This is a genomic window from Lachnospira pectinoschiza (assembly GCF_900103815.1).
Lineage (GTDB): Bacteria > Bacillota > Clostridia > Lachnospirales > Lachnospiraceae > Lachnospira > Lachnospira pectinoschiza_B.
Genome location: NZ_FNHZ01000002.1, coordinates 222,441 through 240,327 on the forward strand (window position 1 = coordinate 222,441; position 17,887 = coordinate 240,327).

At 35.8% G+C, this 17,887-nt stretch carries 20 protein-coding genes; 2 read left to right on the forward strand and 18 right to left on the reverse strand.

The genetic code is table 11. The features are described from left to right. Nucleotides 1–10 precede the first annotated feature (10 nt). Nucleotides 11–1,216 carry a phosphopentomutase gene (locus BLQ66_RS05070; RefSeq protein WP_074521226.1) on the reverse strand — a complete coding sequence of 402 codons (1,206 nt, stop codon included), beginning with the start codon at nucleotides 1,214–1,216 and terminating at the stop codon, nucleotides 11–13. 155 nt (nucleotides 1,217–1,371) lie between these two features. Between BLQ66_RS05070 and BLQ66_RS05075 the strand changes: the two genes are divergently transcribed. Beyond that, entirely contained in the window at nucleotides 1,372–2,400 is a 1,029-nt protein-coding gene (locus BLQ66_RS05075) for a 3-deoxy-7-phosphoheptulonate synthase (RefSeq protein WP_074521227.1), read from the forward strand. Nucleotides 2,401–2,498: 98 nt separating this feature from the next. Here BLQ66_RS05075 and BLQ66_RS05080 read toward each other — a convergent pair whose 3' ends face one another. Then, nucleotides 2,499–3,032 carry an NUDIX hydrolase gene (locus BLQ66_RS05080; RefSeq protein ID WP_074521228.1) on the reverse strand — a complete coding sequence of 178 codons (534 nt, stop codon included), beginning with the start codon at nucleotides 3,030–3,032 and terminating at the stop codon, nucleotides 2,499–2,501. 125 nt (nucleotides 3,033–3,157) lie between these two features. On the opposite strand from BLQ66_RS05080, the gene BLQ66_RS05085 reads away from it, so the two are divergent. Then, nucleotides 3,158–3,664 carry a flavin reductase family protein gene (locus BLQ66_RS05085; protein ID WP_074521229.1) on the forward strand — a complete coding sequence of 169 codons (507 nt, stop codon included), beginning with the start codon at nucleotides 3,158–3,160 and terminating at the stop codon, nucleotides 3,662–3,664. A 153-nt stretch (nucleotides 3,665–3,817) separates the two neighbouring features. Here the strand turns inward: BLQ66_RS05085 and proC are convergent, their stop codons facing one another. The 16 genes from proC to BLQ66_RS05160 all read right to left on the reverse strand — a co-directional run bounded on the left by proC (nucleotide 3,818) and on the right by BLQ66_RS05160 (nucleotide 17,755). Next, nucleotides 3,818–4,615, reverse strand: coding sequence for a pyrroline-5-carboxylate reductase (proC, locus tag BLQ66_RS05090; RefSeq protein WP_074521230.1), 798 nt, complete (start codon nucleotides 4,613–4,615; stop codon nucleotides 3,818–3,820). Between the two features lie 102 nt (nucleotides 4,616–4,717). Continuing rightward, nucleotides 4,718–6,001: an aspartate aminotransferase type Ic gene (locus BLQ66_RS05095; RefSeq protein ID WP_074521231.1), complete on the reverse strand. Its 1,284-nt coding sequence runs from the start codon at nucleotides 5,999–6,001 to the stop codon at nucleotides 4,718–4,720. Nucleotides 6,002–6,347: 346 nt separating this feature from the next. Then, nucleotides 6,348–7,940, reverse strand: coding sequence for a ribonuclease Y (gene rny, locus BLQ66_RS05100; RefSeq protein WP_074521232.1), 1,593 nt, complete (start codon nucleotides 7,938–7,940; stop codon nucleotides 6,348–6,350). A 113-nt stretch (nucleotides 7,941–8,053) separates the two neighbouring features. Beyond that, on the reverse strand, nucleotides 8,054–8,695 hold the full coding sequence (locus tag BLQ66_RS05105) for a regulatory protein RecX (RefSeq protein ID WP_074521233.1): 642 nt from the start codon (nucleotides 8,693–8,695) through the stop codon (nucleotides 8,054–8,056). Between the two features lie 100 nt (nucleotides 8,696–8,795). Next, nucleotides 8,796–9,902, reverse strand: a complete 1,107-nt coding sequence (gene recA, locus BLQ66_RS05110) for a recombinase RecA (protein WP_074521234.1) — start codon at nucleotides 9,900–9,902, stop codon at nucleotides 8,796–8,798. Nucleotides 9,903–10,240: 338 nt separating this feature from the next. After that, on the reverse strand, nucleotides 10,241–10,726 hold the full coding sequence (locus BLQ66_RS05115) for a CinA family protein (protein WP_074521235.1): 486 nt from the start codon (nucleotides 10,724–10,726) through the stop codon (nucleotides 10,241–10,243). After that, entirely contained in the window at nucleotides 10,726–11,268 is a 543-nt protein-coding gene (gene pgsA / locus BLQ66_RS05120) for a CDP-diacylglycerol--glycerol-3-phosphate 3-phosphatidyltransferase (protein ID WP_074521236.1), read from the reverse strand. Before pgsA ends, BLQ66_RS05115 begins: the two co-directional genes overlap by 1 nt. A 124-nt stretch (nucleotides 11,269–11,392) precedes the next feature. Next, nucleotides 11,393–12,718, reverse strand: coding sequence for a 30S ribosomal protein S12 methylthiotransferase RimO (gene rimO / locus BLQ66_RS05125; RefSeq protein WP_074521237.1), 1,326 nt, complete (start codon nucleotides 12,716–12,718; stop codon nucleotides 11,393–11,395). Between the two features lie 179 nt (nucleotides 12,719–12,897). Continuing rightward, entirely contained in the window at nucleotides 12,898–13,266 is a 369-nt protein-coding gene (locus BLQ66_RS05130; protein ID WP_074521238.1) for a YbaN family protein, read from the reverse strand. Nucleotides 13,267–13,904: 638 nt separating this feature from the next. Continuing rightward, complete coding sequence (locus BLQ66_RS12190) at nucleotides 13,905–14,036, reverse strand: hypothetical protein (RefSeq protein ID WP_272867054.1); 132 nt, start codon at nucleotides 14,034–14,036, stop codon at nucleotides 13,905–13,907. A 17-nt stretch (nucleotides 14,037–14,053) separates the two neighbouring features. Then, nucleotides 14,054–14,236, reverse strand: a complete 183-nt coding sequence (locus tag BLQ66_RS05135) for a Sec23/Sec24 zinc finger-containing protein (protein WP_074521239.1) — start codon at nucleotides 14,234–14,236, stop codon at nucleotides 14,054–14,056. Continuing rightward, nucleotides 14,229–14,384, reverse strand: coding sequence for a hypothetical protein (locus BLQ66_RS05140; RefSeq protein ID WP_207645134.1), 156 nt, complete (start codon nucleotides 14,382–14,384; stop codon nucleotides 14,229–14,231). The genes BLQ66_RS05135 and BLQ66_RS05140 overlap by 8 nt, the downstream gene beginning before the upstream one ends. 83 nt (nucleotides 14,385–14,467) lie before the next feature. Beyond that, nucleotides 14,468–15,640, reverse strand: coding sequence for a 23S rRNA (uracil(1939)-C(5))-methyltransferase RlmD (rlmD, locus tag BLQ66_RS05145; RefSeq protein ID WP_074521240.1), 1,173 nt, complete (start codon nucleotides 15,638–15,640; stop codon nucleotides 14,468–14,470). 118 nt (nucleotides 15,641–15,758) lie between these two features. After that, nucleotides 15,759–16,133 carry a DNA-directed RNA polymerase subunit omega gene (locus BLQ66_RS05150; RefSeq protein ID WP_027430670.1) on the reverse strand — a complete coding sequence of 125 codons (375 nt, stop codon included), beginning with the start codon at nucleotides 16,131–16,133 and terminating at the stop codon, nucleotides 15,759–15,761. Then, complete coding sequence (gene gmk / locus BLQ66_RS05155) at nucleotides 16,133–16,771, reverse strand: guanylate kinase (RefSeq protein WP_074521241.1); 639 nt, start codon at nucleotides 16,769–16,771, stop codon at nucleotides 16,133–16,135. The genes BLQ66_RS05150 and gmk overlap by 1 nt, the downstream gene beginning before the upstream one ends. A 105-nt stretch (nucleotides 16,772–16,876) precedes the next feature. Continuing rightward, nucleotides 16,877–17,755, reverse strand: coding sequence for a YicC/YloC family endoribonuclease (locus tag BLQ66_RS05160; RefSeq protein WP_074521242.1), 879 nt, complete (start codon nucleotides 17,753–17,755; stop codon nucleotides 16,877–16,879). Nucleotides 17,756–17,887 lie beyond the last annotated feature (132 nt).

Below are 17,887 nucleotides of genomic sequence, written 5' to 3' on the forward strand. Positions count from 1 at the left end.
CTTTTGCTATTTACTTTAAAATCTCCCCAAGTCTGCTATTACCAATCATTGTAGGTCTAGTATTAAAGATATCAGCGATTGTTTGAGCTATGTCTGCGTAGCTAGAACCTATATGTAGATTTACATTTTCTTTAACATGCTTACCATAGAATAAAACTGGTACGTACTCTCTTGTATGGTCTGTACCAGAATAGGTTGGGTCGCAACCATGATCTGCTGTAATAACAAGCATATCATCTTCACGCATTGCTGAGAAAATCTCTGGAAGGCGGCTATCAAAATCCTCTAAGCCCTTACCATAGGCCTTGGCATCTCTTCTATGCCCCCAAGCTGAGTCAAACTCAACTAAATTAGTGTAGATTAAGCCCTGATTGTCCTCTCTCATGTAATCAAGAGTCTTATCAACCCCGTCCATGTTATCCTTAGTGTGAACTGCTCTTGAGATTCCTTCTTTTGCAAATATATCTTCAATCTTACCAACAGCTAAAACATCTAGACCTAAATCATCTCTAAGTCTATTTAAAATGTTATCCTTTGTTGGTACAAGGGAGAAGTCATGTCTATTAGAAGTTCTAGTGTAATTGCCGCTAGTTCCAACAAAAGGTCTAGCTATAACTCTAGCCACTGCCACATCTCCTTGTAAAACTTCTCTTGCAATCTCACAAATCTCGTATAGTCTCTTAACACTAATTACATCCTCGTGGGCTGCAATCTGATAAACTGAATCAGCTGATGTATAGATAATTGGCTTGCCAGTTTTTACATGTTCATCCCCTAGTCTATTAATAACTTCAGTACCTGAAGCAGGCTCATTACAAAGAATGCCAGGAAGATTGGCTCTCTTAATGATCTCGTTATTTATCTCGTCGCTAAAGCCATTAGGAAATGTTGGAAAAGGATTAGGAGAATAAATACCAGCCATTTCCCAGTGACCAATGGTTGTATCCTTACCTGCTGACTTTTCCTGTAACTTTCCATAAGCGCCAATGATGTCCTTATCTTCTAATCTCTTTAAATTAGCCCCGTCAATATTTCCAAGGCCAAGCTTTAAAAGATTAGGAATCTTAAGGCCTCCATTAGCTTCCCAAGTATGTCCTAGTGTATCAACTCCTACATCACCAAAGTCCTTAGAATCTGGTGCTTCACCGATACCTACACTATCAAGTACAATCCAAATAACTCTATTTATTCCGCTTTTATTAGTTATTTTTCCCATTAAAACTACCTCCGTTATTTCTTTTTTCTCACAAACCCATGTTCACATTTTAACACATTTAACTATAAATTCCTAGAAATGACATATGAATTGTTGTATGATATACATCAGAAGTTATTCTAAAAAAATTATGTAGTACATGTAGGAGATGTAAAATGAGTTTTGAATTTGTAAAGCAGCTTCCAACTCCAAAGGAGATTAAGGAAGCCTATCCTTTAAGTAAGGAATGTATTGAACTTAAGAAGAAAAGAGATCAGGAAATCGCAGACATTTTCACAGGAAAGTCTGACAAGTTTATTGCTATTATTGGCCCTTGCTCAGCAGACAATGAAGATGCGGTCCTTGACTATACAACTAGACTTGCAAAGGTGCAGGAAAAGGTAGCTGATAAGATTTTAATTATCCCAAGAGTTTACACAAACAAGCCTCGTACAACAGGCATTGGCTATAAGGGCATGCTTCATCAGCCTGACCCAGAAAAGAAGTCAGACCTTTATGCAGGCCTTGTGGCAATTAGAAAAATGCACATAGACATTATTAAGGAGACTGGACTTACACCAGCCGATGAGATGCTCTACCCAGATAACTTCTGGTATTTAGAGGATGTTTTATCATACGTAGCTGTTGGTGCTCGTTCCGTTGAGAATCAGGAACACCGCCTTGTTTCAAGCGGCATTGACGTTCCAGTTGGTATGAAGAATCCAACTTCTGGTGATTTTAGCGTTATGTTAAATTCTGTTGTGGCAGCTCAGTCTAAGCAGACCTTTATTTATAGAAGACATGAGGTTAATACTCAAGGAAATCCTCTCACTCACTGCATCCTAAGAGGTGCCGTTAATAAGCACGGACAGAACAATCCAAACTACCACTACGAGGATGTTATTCGCCTCTTTAACATGTATAAGGCAAGAGACCTTGAAAATCCTGCCCTTATCATTGATACAAACCATTCTAACTCTGGTAAGCAGTACATGGAGCAGATTAGAATCGTTAAGGAAATCCTCCACAACTGCCGCTACAACAAGGATATTAGAACTCTTTGCAAGGGTGTTATGGTTGAGAGCTACATTGAGCCAGGAAATCAGAAGGTAGGCGAAGGCGTTTATGGTAAGTCAATTACTGATGCTTGCCTTGGCTGGAAGGATTCAGAAAATCTTATTTACGAAATCGCAGATAGATTATAGAATCATTTTTAATCAATAAAAAGTTTAAGAAAATAAAAGACCTAACGGAAGTTGTTTTCCGTTAGGTCTTATTTAATCCTATTAGTTTTTAGTAAATCTTAGTAAAATGCTGCGTAAGCTAAAATAGCAGCCACTGTCTTAGCATCGATAATCTTGCCTTCGCGAATCATTTTCTTAGCCTCATCAAGACTATAGCACTCAACATTAATATCCTCGTCTTCATCAAGACATCTATGTCCCTTTTCAAGGTCTCTTGCTATGTAAATGTCAATTAACTCGTTACAGTAAGCAACGGCAGTTACAATAGTAAAGAGCTTCTCAATATTATTTGCCTTAAAGCCCGTCTCCTCTTCTAATTCTCTTGCGGCAGCTACGCTTGTCTCTTCATCCTTAAAATCAAGGCAGCCTGCAGGAATCTCTAAAGTAAGGCCATCCACTGAGTTTCTATATTGTCTAACCATTAAAATCTTTCCCTCATTAGTTATAGGAATTACAGCAGCTGCATTTCCTCTATGATCAAGGTAATCCCAGTCTGATGTATGACCATCGGCAAACTCCATAGTATCCTTGTACATATCAAGGATTGAACCCTTATAAACTAACTCTCTTCCAACACGTTTTACACTATCCATCTTCTTCTCCCTTTCTTTTTGAAAATGTGCTTTAATAGGCACATTTTTTAAAATATATGATATAATCAATATATTAAACGTCCTGATTAAAATAATCAAGAAATAGATAGATTTGGAGGAGAAAAATGCACGTATTTCAACCATTACCATTAGACTTAATCGAGATTAATCCATTCCAAAAGTTATCAAAAGAATGGGCTATTGTAACAGCTGGCACTAAGGTGGAAGCTAACCCTATGACAGTAAGCTGGGGAGGCTTTGGAACTTTCTGGGGTAAAAGCGTTTTAACAATTTATGTTAGAGAATCTAGATTTACAAAGGAATTCATTGATAAGTCAGACTTTTTCTCAGTTAGTTTTTTACCTGATGATAAGAGAAATGCCTTAAGCGTTTGTGGTTCACTATCAGGCAAGGACAATAATAAGTGGGAACAATCTGGTTTAACTCTTAATTCTAGACTTGGTATTCCATTTCCAGATGAATCAAGCCTTGTATATTTATGCAAGAAGATAGCAGCAGTTCCTATTACTGCTGAAACTTTCATGGATAAAGAAATTGACAAGAAATTCTATGCTGAAGGCGATTATCACACAATGTATATAGGTGAAATTATTGATGCCATGGCTAGATAATTAAATTTAACTCAGTCGGAGTACAAGCTCCGATTATATGAAAATAAAAAAGCAAGTTTGTGGCTTGGACTTTTAAAAGAAATCCTTAAGCCTAAACTTGCTTTTATATTTATTAGTTTTTATTATTCTAGTCTTTTACTATTTAATCTTTTACTACTTAATCTTAGTGCACTTTTCATAGCAGGCATCTGTTGCCTTAATTACAGCATTTCTAAAGCCTTCTGCTTCAAGTGCTGCAACGCCCTGAATTGTTGTACCACCAGGTGAGCAAACCTTATCCTTTAATAAACCTGGATGTTCGCCTGTTTCTAAAACCATCTTAGCTGAGCCAAGAACAGTTTGAGCTACAAGCTTATAGGCATCATCTCTTTTAATTCCGTACTTAACAACTGAATCAGCAAGAGCTTCAATAAACATGTAAACGTAAGCTGGTGAGCTACCTGATGCGCAAACTACACCATCCATCTGATTCTCAGCTACATAAACTGCCTTACCAAAGGCATTAAAGAAGCTATCAATTAAATCTCTTTCCTCAAAAGAGAAATCTTCCTTACAATAGCTAACTCCTGTCATGCCCTCTCCCACTAAAGCTGGAGTGTTTGGCATAGCACGCACGATTCGAATGTCAGCTCCAAGCTGCTTCTTTAAAGACTCGATTGTGATACCAGGTGCGATGGAAATAATAACGCTGTCCCCTGTGATTACATTTTTAATATTCTTTAAAACCTCTGGATATACTTGTGGCTTAACGGCTAAAACAACAAACTTCGCATTAGCAGCAAGTTCTGCATTAGTTTCAGCATAACGTACTCCTGTATCCTTAGCTATATTTTCACATTTTTCCTTATTAGGGCTAGTAATTATAATGTCGCTTGCTTCAAAGCTCTTTAAAACGCCTTTAAGCATGGCATAACCCATGTTGCCCATTCCAATAAAACCAATTTTACTCATATCTTCCTCCCAAGTATAAAAAAATCTGTAGGTAACAGTTTGATTATAGCAAATGTTTACCTACAGATAAATTATTTTTTTAATTTAATTTACAAGAAATAATTACTTATTCTCAAGTAACTTCTCAACTGATACTAACTTAACGCATAATACGAATAACTTAGCAGCCTGTGACATCTCCTCAGGTGTTGGGAATGAAGGAGCAATACGGATGTTGCTATCCTTAGGGTCTGAACCATATGGGAATGTAGCACCTGCGTTAGTAAGCTTTACACCAGCTTCCTTACACTTAGCAACGATATCCTTAGCACAGCCGTCTAAACTTTCAAAGCTGATGAAGTAACCACCGTGTGGCTTTGTCCAGCTACCAATACCTGTATCACCAAGTTCTTCTTCAAGTACTGCTAATGTAGCTTCAAACTTAGGTCTCATCATATCAGCATGCTTTCTCATGTGAGCCTTTAAACCATCGAGGTTTTTAAAGTATCTTACATGTCTTAACTGATTTAACTTATCATGACCGATTGTCTGAATTGTAAGCTGCTTCTTAACATCTTCGATGTTAGCGTGTGATGAAGCAAATACAGCAACACCAGAACCTGGGAATGAAACCTTTGATGTTGATGCAAATTCAAATACCATATCAGGATTTCCAGCCTTCTCACATTCTGAAAGGATCTCAAGGATCTCATCCTGATTGTCATCATATAAATGATGGATAACATAAGCATTATCCCAGAAAATTCTAAAGTCAGGAGCTGCTGGCTTTAAGTTAGCAAATCTCTTAACTGTTTCGTCTGAGTATGAGTAACCCTGTGGGTTAGAATACTTTGGTACACACCAAATACCCTTAACTGTTGGGTCATTATTAACGTAGTGTTCAACAAGGTCCATATCTGGTCCCTTATCTGTCATTGGGATTGTAATCATCTCAATGCCGAATCTTTCTGTAATAGCAAAATGTCTATCATAACCAGGAGCTGGACATAAGAACTTAATCTTATCTAACTTACACCAAGGTGTGTTACCTAAAATACCATGTGTATAAGCTCTTGATACCTGATCATACATAATGCTAAGTGATGCATTACCATATACAATAACATGATCTGGAGTTGTTCCAATCATATCAGCCATAAGTTTCTTAGCTTCTGGAATACCATCTAAAACACCATAGTTTCTACAGTCTGTGCCATTCTCAGACTTAAGTAGTGACTTAGAGTTAATAGCGTCTAAAATATCAAGTGAAACATCAAGCTGTGTTGCAGATGGCTTACCTCTAGACATATCAAGGTTTAAGCCCTTTGCCTTAGCTTCACTATACTCCTTGTTTAATTCCTCTCTTAACTTAAGTAATTCCTCTTTACTTAAACTTGTATAATTCATAACTTCCTCCTAAATCATATTAGATTTACAACGACTTAAATTTATTAATGCATTGATAGGTTTATACTTAATAAAATAAAGTTATTTCTCAAAAAACTTTCTTAAGTCCTTAGTATCATACACAATAATAGGAGCTAATGCAAGGAAAAACATAGAAATTCTATATTTTATCTAATTTTATAAATAGAATTTGAGAATTCACTTTCATAAATTAAGTTTGTAAGAAAAACTCAATTTATTAAAATCAAAGAAAATCAGAAAAAAGCTTAAAAAGGGCATCAAAAAAGGTGATTAAAGATTTCTCTTTAATCACCTTAGTTTAATTCTTTCTCGGCTTGAAATCTGATTACTTAGCGTAATCTACAGCTCGTGATTCTCTAATAATACTTACCTTAATCTGACCTGGATATTCCATCTGATCTTCGATCTGCTTAGAAATATCTCTTGCCATAAGTACCATGTCTGTATCACTCACGACTTCAGGAACTACCATTACTCGAACCTCTCTACCTGCTTGAATGGCAAAGGACTTTTCAACTCCCTTAAATGAGTTTGTAATGTCTTCTAATTGTTTTAGTCTGTTTGTATAAGTTTCTAACGTCTCTCTTCTTGCACCAGGTCTTGCAGCTGAAATTGTATCAGCAGCCTGTACAAGGCAAGCTATTAAGCTTTCTGGTTCAACGTCTCCATGATGTGCTTCAACCGCATTAATAATAATTGGTGATTCCTTATATCTTCTACATAAATCCACACCTAACTGAACGTGAGATCCTTCCATCTCATGATCAACTGCTTTACCAATATCATGTAGTAAACCAGCTCTCTTAGCAGTCTTAACATCAAGTCCCATCTCTGCAGCAAGTAAACCTGCTAACTGGGCAACCTCGATAGAATGCCTTAAAACGTTCTGTCCGTAACTAGTTCTATATCTTAACTTACCAAGTAAACGAACCAACTCAGGATGAATTCCATGAACACCAACCTCAAGGGTTGCAGCCTCACCTTCCTCTTTAATTAATGCCTCTACTTCTTTTTGTGCTTTTTCAACCATTTCTTCGATTCTAGCTGGATGAATACGACCATCAAGAATTAACTTCTCAAGGGCAATTCTAGCTACTTCTCTACGAACTGGATCAAAGCCTGATAAAACTACTGCCTCTGGTGTATCATCAATAATAAGTTCTACACCTGTCATAGTCTCAAGAGTTCTAATGTTACGACCCTCACGACCGATGATACGGCCCTTCATTTCATCGTTAGGAAGCTGAACTACTGAAATTGTTGTTTCAGCAACGTGATCTGCAGCGCATCTCTGAATTGCATTAACAACATACTCCCTAGCTTTCTTATCTGCTTCCTCTTTTGCTCTGCTTTCTAATGTCTTAATCATTACAGCAGTATCATGTTTTACTTCATCTTCAACAGTCTTTAATAGAAATTCTTTTGCCTGTTCGGAGGTTAAGCCTGAGATTCTTTCAAGTTCCTGTTGTCTCTGTTTCTCAAGTTCTTCTACCTTTATTCTAGCCTTGCTAAGTTCTTCCTCGCGCTTAGTTATACTAGAGTCACGCTTTTCTACTGCCTCAATCTTCTTATCAAGGGATTCTTCCTTAGAAGTTACTCTTCTTTCATACTTTGAAAGTTCGTTTCTTCTTTCTCTAGTCTCTTTCTCAAGTTCATTACGAGCCTTAATTGACTCTTCCTTTATCTCTAAAAGAGCTTCTTTCTTTGCAGCTTCTTTTTCTCTAATTGCTGCCTCCCTATCAGCGATTGCGGCATCCTTAGCAGTTTTGGCTGCTTGCCTTTCCTTAATAGCTTCATCAACAATCTCACGTGCCTTCTTATTAGCATTGCTAATCTTTGAACGATTACCAAGAATATAGGCAACGATTGCTACTATGACTACTAAGACAGCAAACACAACTATCAAAATAGGATCCACAGGAGCGCCTCCTTATTAAGTTTTATTGTACTCTACATACAACAATACCATATTACCTTGATTTGCGCATATTGTCAAGAAATTTGCACTATTTAAGATACATAACTAGTTTTCTAATAGTCCTTAATTAGTCCATCTAATGCTTTATTAATTATATCCATCGAATATCCCTTTCTAAACAAATATGCCATTAATTTGTTCTTCTCTTTAAAGTCTAGATTCTCAATATACTCATCTTCTGCTAGTTTTAGTTTCTTTCTAATAAGCTTAATTGATTGATTTAGCTCACAATCTTGATTGTCTTCATAAAATTCGTCAGAAATTTCCTTGATAATATTAGAATCAATCCCCTTTTGCATAAGTTTCATCTCAATAATTTTTTTAGACTTATTAGCAGCCTTAAAATTGAAATAATTATAGGCATATCTGTAGTCATCAATATAGCCATAGCTCTCCACGTAAGCCACGGCTTTCTTTATTGATTCCTTAGGATATCTGCTCTTAGCTAATTTATCTATTAATTCTTGTCTTGCATAGTCTTTACTTGTAAGTAAAGACATGGCCCTAAGAGTTGCTCTCTTAGTTAGAGTGGCTATAATCTCCTCATATACAGACTCAGGAAGCACTATGCCTTCTTTTATATGCAAACGTCTTACTTCGCCTTTATAGAGGGCAAATGCCTCTTCATAGTTAATAGATATTAATAGCTTCTTTTTATTTAGTTCTTTAATTGAGGTTATTGTAAGTTCGCTCATAAATTTACCAAACTGCCATTAAAAGAAATAACTATTGGACAATTAGCATAAAACTAGCTATCCAATAGTTATCTATATTAATCTAATATTAGTTACTAGATTATTCTTCAGTTGCTGCAGCTTTCTTTCTTGATCTTGTAGTCTTTGTTTCCTTAGCCTGGCTTTCATCAGATGCTACTTCTTCTGCCTGAGCCTCTGTTTCATCACCTGGTTCAATACCGTAGAATACTCTTACCTTGTGATCAATCTCTTCATAAAGAGCTGGATTGTTAAGTAAGAACTGCTTAGCATTCTCTCTACCCTGACCAATCTTCTCGTCATTATATGAGAACCATGCACCAGCCTTGTTAATAATGTTAGCGTTAGCAGCTAAATCAACTAAGTCACCAACAGCTGAGATACCCTTACCAAACATAATATCAAATTCAGCTTCTCTAAATGGAGGAGCAATCTTATTCTTTACAACCTTAACTCTAGTTCTGTTACCAATAACTTCACCGTTCTGCTTTAATGTTTCAATACGACGAACATCAAGTCTTACTGATGAATAGAACTTAAGGGCTCTACCACCTGTTGTAGTTTCTGGGTTACCAAACATAATACCAACCTTTTCACGTAACTGGTTAATGAAGATAACTACACAGTTATTCTTACTTACAACTGGAGTAAGCTTTCTTAAAGCCTGAGACATAAGTCTAGCCTGTAAACCTACATGAGAATCACCCATGTCACCATCAATTTCAGCCTTTGGTACAAGGGCAGCTACTGAATCCACGATTACAATATCAATAGCACCAGAACGTACCATAGTTTCACAAATCTCTAATGCCTGTTCACCACTATCAGGCTGAGAAATATATAAATTATCAATATCTACGCCAATATTCTTAGCATATACTGGATCAAGAGCATGCTCAGCATCGATAAAGCCTGCAATACCGCCACGCTTCTGTACTTCAGCTACCATGTGAAGTGCAACTGTTGTCTTACCACTTGATTCAGGACCATAAATTTCAACAACTCTTCCCTTTGGAACCCCTCCTGCTCCTAAGGCAATATCCAAGCTTAATGAACCTGTTGGAACACATTCAACATTAAGAGAAGCAGCCTGCTCTCCGAGCTTCATAACCGAACCTTTACCAAATTGCTTTTCAATGTTAGATATAGCTGCGTCTAATGCTTTAAGCTTTTCATCGTTATTTACCATAATCGTAATCTCCTTATAATCAAAACGTATTTTCGAAACATTCGTTCGTTTGTATTAATAATAATACCATTTAATTTCTTTGTCAATAGTTTTTCGAACATGTATTCGGAAAGTTTTAGACGAGATTCTAAATAGAAAAAATGCAGATAAATACTGCTTTTAGATAAGATTTTTATCTTAATAATATACTGGAACAAGAAAAATTTTAACATAGCCACTATTTTTTGTAAACCTCAAAGTCTAAATTTGATTATTTGAGTTTGGACTTTGAGCTTTGAGATATATTTTCATAAAAAAGGTGGTACATATTAAATGCACCACCAAAATTTCAGATATATCTACTTTACCGTATCAATTACAAGCTTAAGGGCATTGAAAGCGGCCTGCTCTCTAACACTCTTTCTATCGCCAGTGAAGTTAAACTCCTTAACAATAGTCTCGTCCTTGTAATGACAAGCAATATAAACTAAACCTACAGGCTTTCCATCCTCCATTGAAGGACCTGCAACACCTGTAATAGAAACTGCTATGTCAGCTTTGGCCTTTTTACAAGCGCCTTTGGCCATTTCACTAGCAACTTCTGCACTTACAGCCTTGTATTTAAGCATTGTTTCATGGCTTACACCTAGTAATTCCTCTTTCGCCTCGTCACAATAAGTAACAAAGCCTTCTTTAAATACATTGGATGCGCCGCTAATATTGACGATTAAAGAAGAAACCATACCGCCTGTACAACTCTCTGCAGTTGTTAAGACTAGTCCCTTGTCCTTTAAAATTCTTACAGCTGCTGCATCTAAACCTTTAATAAAACTCTCGTTTGGCATTAGTGTGCGCCCTCAAGGAAAATCTTATAATTTTTCATAATATAATCAAGAAGTGAAATTACTGTTAATACAAGGGAAATGTAAATCAATACCTGATTTAAAATAGCAGAACCTGGGAATGGTAACTCAAGTACTACTAAAATAATTGTCACCATAGTTACGGCAGTCTTTATCTTGCCCCACCAGCTAGCAGCAATAACTACGCCATTGTCTGATGCAACAAGTCTAAAACCACTAATAATAAACTCTCTTGCAATAATAACGATTACAATCCAACCATAGATTTTTCCAAGGTCAGAAAGTGCGATAAGTCCTGAGCAAACAAGTAATTTATCTGCTAAAGGATCCATAAACTTTCCAAAATTAGTTACAAGATTATACTTTCTTGCAATCTTTCCATCAAGCATATCAGTTAAGCTAGCAATTATGAAAATTGCTGCTGCCCAGTAGTTATGTGCTGGAATTTTATCGATGTATAATAACACAAGAAAAACTGGCACTAATATAACTCTAAATATAGTTAATTTATTAGGTAAATTCATCTTAAGCCTCCTATAATTTCTTTTACCAAGTATTAGCTTATATCAAATATAATTATTTTTCCACATAAATTTAAAATTCATTTATAAATCAATTTATTAATTTTTGATTTAATAAAAATGCAATTTAATCCATAATTTCCGCAAGTAAGTCGTATTCTGTGGCGTCTGTGATTTTAACCTTTACAATTGAACCGCTAATTAACTCATAGTCACATGATACAAATACGAGTCCATCTACATTTGGCGCATCCTTATAGGAACGTCCAACATAAGTGTCATCATCAGGGATATAGCCCTCAATTAAGACCTCAAGCTCTTTTCCTATCATAGCCTGAGATTTCTCAATAGAGATTTCCTGCTGTAATTCCATGATTTCATCACGACGGCTAGCCTTAACTTCTTCTGGAATCTGGTCCTTTAACTTAGCTGCTGGTGTGCCCTCCTCCATAGAATAAGTAAATACACCAAGTCTATCAAATTCAAGCTCGTCAACAAAATTATAAGTTGTTTCAAAATCTTTTTGACTTTCTCCTGGGAAGCCTGTAATAAGGGTTGTTCTAAGGGCAATATCAGGAATTTCCTGTCTTAATTTCTTAACGATATCAATAATATCCTGTCTTGATGTTCTTCTACCCATTCTCTTTAAGACATTATCGGCGCCAGACTGTATTGGTAAATCAAGATAATGACAGACCTTAGGTTCATTTTTAATAGCTTGAATAAGCTCGTCATCGATTTCTTCTGGGTAACAATAAAGGATTCTAATCCACTTTAAGTCTTCAATCTTAGAAAGCTCGTGAAGAAGCATAGGAAGGGACTTCTTACCGTATAAATCTACACCATAAAGAGTTGTCTCCTGAGCCACTAAAATAAGCTCAGATGCACCATTTTCAACTAAGTGCTTAGCCTGATTTACTAAATATTCTACAGGATAACTTCTAAAGCTACCTCTAACATATGGAATAACGCAGTAAGTACATCTCTTATCGCAACCTTCTGCAATCTTTAAGTACTCGAAATAGCCTGGAGTTGAAATGATTCTCTTTGATTCAACCTGTGGGAGGCGGTTATTGTCATCTACTATGTTAGCTGGCTGATTTTTTGCAACATTTTCAATAGCCTCAGCAATCTTATCAAAGCTAGTTGTACCGATAAATGCGTCAACCTCAGGAATTTCCTTAATTAACTCATCCTGATATCTGTGGGCAAGGCAACCTGCGGCAACTAAAATCTTACACTTACCGTCAAGCTTTCGCTGGCCCATCTCAATTAAAGTTTCAATACTTTCTTCCTTGGCATCGTGAATAAAGCAACAAGTATTAACCACAATTGCCTCTGCCTCGTATTCATCATCTGTAAATTCATAGCCCTTGTCCTTTAGAATACCTAGCATATTTTCAGTATCCACTAAGTTCTTATCACAACCAAGGGAAACAAACATAATCTTCATATTGTCGTCTCCTTTTCATACCTATAACCATTATAAATTAAAAAGCCTATTACAACAAATGTAATAAGCTTTAATTTTATTAGATTTAAATATAGTCTCATCTGAGACATACTGTGATATTCTATCATACTTTATTTAATTGTGCTATTTTTTCCTTATTAATTAATAATAAATTATGTTTAGGACTTTAAAGTCTTTATTATAAAAAATACCATATATAAATGTGCTAGCCAAACTAGAGCTAAAACTACTCTTCCTACTAAAACTTTATCCATCATAAAAAAGCCAAAACCCATTAAAAGAGTTACAATAAAAACCATTTTTATTTTAGCAGTCATTGTCATGCCTTTTTCTTTAACAAATTCTTCAAGATGCTTCTTGTATAAAGAAGTGTGAATAAACCAATCATGTAACCTATCTGAACCCTTTGCAAAGCAAAAAAGAGTTGCTAAATAAAATGGCACAGTTGGTAAAATAGGTAAAGCAATTCCAACTGTACCAAAGAATAAACAAAGACTACCAAGTATTATCCAAAATGCCTTCTTCATCTAGATACTTTCCTTTTCTTCATATGTATAACAACACAAACAATTAAGGCTAGAGCAGCTATACTATGAAGGCTTCTAATAATATTGTAATATGCTGCTAGTGAATGAAATAGACATCCTGTTACCATTAAAACAACAAGTAGAAATAACATTATAATTTCATTTTTCTTCATATTTTACACCTTTCCAAAAAACTAAAAAAGAGCGTAGCAACCCCACGTAAGATGGACTTACGCATTGCTGCAACGCTCTTGATGAAGATGTTAGCATATACTAACTCTTTTTGCAAGAAAAATTTATTGTTCTCAAAAAATTTATTATCCGCTTCCAAATTGATATAACAATTTTGTTTTCGTCAGATAAATTATATCATCTATCTGACGAAAGTAAAAAAGGATATATATTCTCACTCACTATCTTCCATTTTTTCATTACGCAGTAATATAACAATTTAACACCAATGGAATTAAGATTTAGCTAATTTATCCGTCCGACTTGTTACCAAGAATGTTGACCAGTACACTTTTAATATCTAGCCCCATATCCTGTAGTTTTTTACAATTTCTCTTTTGTACAAATCATTCTTGTAATTATAAGGCATAGTTTCACCAACTCAGCACATTATCGAATAATTAAGTTTAATTATTATCGCTCTGAGCAGATGAAGTTAACTCCATCATCTTTTGTGCGTATGTATCTCCATCAATTTCTTCATCAGCATACTGTCGCATAAGCTCATCAATCTGTTCTTTTAACTCGTCTCTAGTCATCTTTTCGCTCCTTTAAATTATTCGTTATAGTTTCTAAAGTCTTCTTCTGATTCATAAATATCATCAGCGGAAATACTATTCTTATGACCGCATTCGGTACACTTCCACACATAATGATGGTCATCAAATCCTGGTTGGTCATTCAAATAGGCATTACAGCGGTCACAGTACCAATCAATTTCCGGAAATCTTTCACTCATCTTCGATACCTCCTTCTTCATCTAGATGTGCAGCATCATATTCTTTAATACCATTTATGATTTCTGCTTTTGCTTTTTCTATTTCGGTTTCGTTGTTATTCTTTCTCGATTTGAAATAGTCAACGACTTTAATAGTTGCCGCAGTCAATAATGAAGTACCAAATGCCGCTACTCCAATCCATATTAATACTTAATCTCAAAAAAGCCCTTAAATGAGCTACTTTTCGCTATTTATTTCTCTTTCCTCGACATCAAGCACACAGTCTCCGTATGCACCGTATGCGGAAACATATCAAACGGTGTCACAGGACTTATCTTATAGCCGCCCTTAATCAAAGTCTTTATATCCCTCACTTGAGTTTCTGGATTACATGAAATATAAACCACTCTATCCGGCTTAATCTTAAGTATAGATTTAAGAAATTCTGGACTTGAACCAGATCTTGGTGGGTCCATTACAACAACGTTAGCCTTACGGCCGCTTGCTGCGTAGTCTACTAAAAACTCCCCTGCGTCTGCTGCCTGAAAGTAAATATTCTTGATATTGTTAAGTTTAGCATTAACTTTTGCGTCCTCGATTGCATTTTCATTAAGCTCAACGCCAATAACTTGGCCTGCAGTCTTGCTCATAGCCATTCCAATAGTACCGATGCCGCAATAAGCATCAATTACAGTGTCTTGCTTAGTAAGGTTTGCAAGCTTAATAGCTTTCTTGTAGAGCTTTTCTGTCTGGTCGTGGTTAATCTGATAAAATGAGCTAATGCCGAGTCTAAACTTAAGTCCGCAAAGAATGTCCTCAATATAACCCTTACCAAAAAGAGTTACTGTTCTTTTGCCAAGAATCATACTGGTTTTCGAATTATTTACATTTTGCAAAACTGTAGTAATCTCAGGATGGCGCTTTCTGATTTCCTTAAGGAAATTGTTCTTTGATGGAAATGCAATGTCGCCGGTTACAAGGCAGAGCATAACTTCCTTTGTTACAACGCCGCGTCTTATAAGAATGTGGCGCAAAAAGCCCTGTCTTGTGTCTTCATTGTAGGCCTTATATTTAAAGGACTTCATAAGCTCTTTAATTGTATTAATAATACTACGACAGACCTCATCTTCAATCATACAGTCCTTAATGTCTACTACATCGTGGCTATTTTCCTTATAAGTGCCCATGCGGATATTGCCCTTTTTATCAGCGGCAACCACGGCATGAACCTTGTTTCTATAATAAATTGGTCTATACATAGAGACAATTGGCTCCACCTTAGTAATATCCTTAAAGAGCTTTTCCATGTCTCTAGTCTTAATTGCAAGTTCATTGTCATATTTCATTCCTGCATAGGCGCAAGCCCCGCAATCCTCAAAATAAGGACAATTTATTGCCTTAGTTTCTTCGTTATAACTACTCATATCTTACCTCAAAAAAATGTCTAGACTCGCTCGCGAGTCTTGTAACTAATACTAAATTAAGCAGCCACCTAAATACTAGATGACTGCCTATTATTGTAATCATTATATATTAGTTTTATTAGAACTGCTCATCGCTGTTACCAACGATCTTAACCTTACCCTGGTATAATTCACTTACAGCGATAGATAAAGGCTTATCATTATCTGTTGAATGAATAAGAGGAGTACCAATAATTAACTTTCTTTCGTCTTCAGCAGAAATCTTCTTCTCTTCTACTTCCTTCTTGTCCTTATCCTTTTCCTTTTCCTTAACTGTAGCATCAGCCTTAGCCTTGTTAATCTTCTCCTGGATTGATCTTGCATCAATGATTTCCTTAGCACGTGTAGCTGTTGCCTTAACGATAGAATATCTTGATTGTACTAAAGGCTGCTCGCCCTCTTCAACCTCGCTGTTAATAACTGCCATTAATTCAGTATAAGATGGATGTATCATTATTGTTCTCCTTTCGAATAAGCTTTAAGCTCTTCCTTTACTTTGTTAATTAATTCTTCATTGTTAGCTGTCTTCATCTTCTCAGATGCAACAACTCCCACTATTCTTTCTACACACTTCTCAACTTCATCATTAAGAATTATGTAGTCATATTTTTCTAAGCCCTCAGACTCGTCATAAGCTCTTGAAAGTCTTGCAAGAATTGTAGCCTCATCCTCTGTGTTACGACCACGGAGTCTGTTCTCTAATTCCTTAGCAGATGGAGGTGTGATGAAAATAAGCACCGCATCCGGATAAATCTTCTTAATATCAAGTGCTCCCTGCATCTCAATTTCAAGAATTACATTCTTACCAGCTTCAAGCTGACTCTCTACATAAGCCTTAGGTGTGCCGTAGTAATTGCTTACATACTTTGCATACTCTATTAATTCATTCTTGTCTATCATAGCCTCGAATTCTTCTACTGTCTTAAAGAAGTATTCTCTGCCATTCTCTTCACCTGGTCTAGGATTACGAGTTGTTGCTGAAATGCTTAAACAGTATTCATCCTTATGACTAGCAAGTAAGCTCTTAACAACTGTTCCTTTACCTGCTCCTGAAAAGCCAGATAAAACAATTAATAAACCTTTATTGTTCATAACATAACCTCAAATCTTAAATTATGTTGCACCAATAAAGAATAAATCTTTACTTAATGCGCAAAGACTATTATACCTAAGGGAGAAAAAACAATCAAGTAAAATTTATTCGATATTCTGAATTTGCTCTCTTACTTTCTCGATTTCTGTCTTTAAATCAATTGCTGCATTAGAAATATCAATATCATTTGCCTTAGAAAGAATTGTATTAGACTCTCTGTTCATTTCCTGAGCGATAAAGTCCATCTTTCTACCAACACCACCGTCTTCAGAAAGACATTTTCTAGCATGATTAATGTGACTTCTAAGTCTAACCGTCTCTTCGTCAACGCAAATCTTATCGGCATAGATTACAAGCTCAGTAGCAATTCTTTGCTCGTCAATATTAGTATCTCCTAAGACTTCCTTAATCTTATTATCAAGCTTACCTCTGTATTCCTTCATGATCTCAGGACTTCTCTTCTCAATAAAGTCCACAAGCTCTTCCATGTGATCAAGCTTTAAAAGTAAGTCCTTCTTTAGGTTTTCACCCTCTAAGATTCTAGTTTCAACAAATTGGCTAAAGCACTCCTTTAGAGCCTCCTCAATAAATGCCCACAATTCCTCTTCATCCACTTGAACCTCTTCCATTGTAATAACCTCAGGGTATCTTGAAAGCGCTGCGCAATTGACATCATTTTCAATATTAAACTCTTCGCTCATCTTCTTGAAAATGTCCATATATTCCTTAGCAATTGCATCATTATATTTAATATTAACCTGATTCTCGTTATTGTCCTCATAGTTAATAAAAATATCCACCTTACCTCTATTAGCGTACTTCTTTAAAGTCTCACGAATTCTAGACTCGAAAGAATTGAGCTTCTTTGGCATCTTAATTCCTGCTTCTAAATATCTATGGTTAACGGATTTAACCTCAACTAAAATCTTTCTATTATCTCTTAAAATCTCGCTTCTTCCAAAGCCTGTCATACTTTTAATCACGTATTTTCACCTCGTAAATGTATTTATTTGAATAACCCCACAAACTTCTATAATTATAACAATATATTGCAAAAATCACAAGAAGAACTAGGAATTTATACAAGAATTTGCTAAACTCTTTATACGAGACAA

Coding starts and splice junctions, on each gene's coding strand:
- rlmD (WP_074521240.1), bottom strand. CDS start 15,640: ATGAGTAGTTATAACGAAGAAACTAAGGCAATAAATTGTCCTTATTTT.
- rimO (WP_074521237.1), bottom strand. CDS start 12,718: ATGAAGATTATGTTTGTTTCCCTTGGTTGTGATAAGAACTTAGTGGAT.
- recA (WP_074521234.1), bottom strand. CDS start 9,902: ATGGTAAATAACGATGAAAAGCTTAAAGCATTAGACGCAGCTATATCT.
- proC (WP_074521230.1), bottom strand. CDS start 4,615: ATGAGTAAAATTGGTTTTATTGGAATGGGCAACATGGGTTATGCCATG.
- BLQ66_RS05105 (WP_074521233.1), bottom strand. CDS start 8,695: ATGAGCGAACTTACAATAACCTCAATTAAAGAACTAAATAAAAAGAAG.
- BLQ66_RS05080 (WP_074521228.1), bottom strand. CDS start 3,032: ATGGATAGTGTAAAACGTGTTGGAAGAGAGTTAGTTTATAAGGGTTCA.
- BLQ66_RS05075 (WP_074521227.1), top strand. CDS start 1,372: ATGAGTTTTGAATTTGTAAAGCAGCTTCCAACTCCAAAGGAGATTAAG.
- BLQ66_RS05130 (WP_074521238.1), bottom strand. CDS start 13,266: ATGAAGAAGGCATTTTGGATAATACTTGGTAGTCTTTGTTTATTCTTT.
- BLQ66_RS05070 (WP_074521226.1), bottom strand. CDS start 1,216: ATGGGAAAAATAACTAATAAAAGCGGAATAAATAGAGTTATTTGGATT.
- gmk (WP_074521241.1), bottom strand. CDS start 16,771: ATGAACAATAAAGGTTTATTAATTGTTTTATCTGGCTTTTCAGGAGCA.
- pgsA (WP_074521236.1), bottom strand. CDS start 11,268: ATGAATTTACCTAATAAATTAACTATATTTAGAGTTATATTAGTGCCA.
- BLQ66_RS05135 (WP_074521239.1), bottom strand. CDS start 14,236: ATGAGTGAAAGATTTCCGGAAATTGATTGGTACTGTGACCGCTGTAAT.
- BLQ66_RS05115 (WP_074521235.1), bottom strand. CDS start 10,726: ATGCCAAACGAGAGTTTTATTAAAGGTTTAGATGCAGCAGCTGTAAGA.
- BLQ66_RS05150 (WP_027430670.1), bottom strand. CDS start 16,133: ATGATACATCCATCTTATACTGAATTAATGGCAGTTATTAACAGCGAG.
- BLQ66_RS05085 (WP_074521229.1), top strand. CDS start 3,158: ATGCACGTATTTCAACCATTACCATTAGACTTAATCGAGATTAATCCA.
- BLQ66_RS12190 (WP_272867054.1), bottom strand. CDS start 14,036: ATGACTAGAGACGAGTTAAAAGAACAGATTGATGAGCTTATGCGACAG.
- BLQ66_RS05095 (WP_074521231.1), bottom strand. CDS start 6,001: ATGAATTATACAAGTTTAAGTAAAGAGGAATTACTTAAGTTAAGAGAG.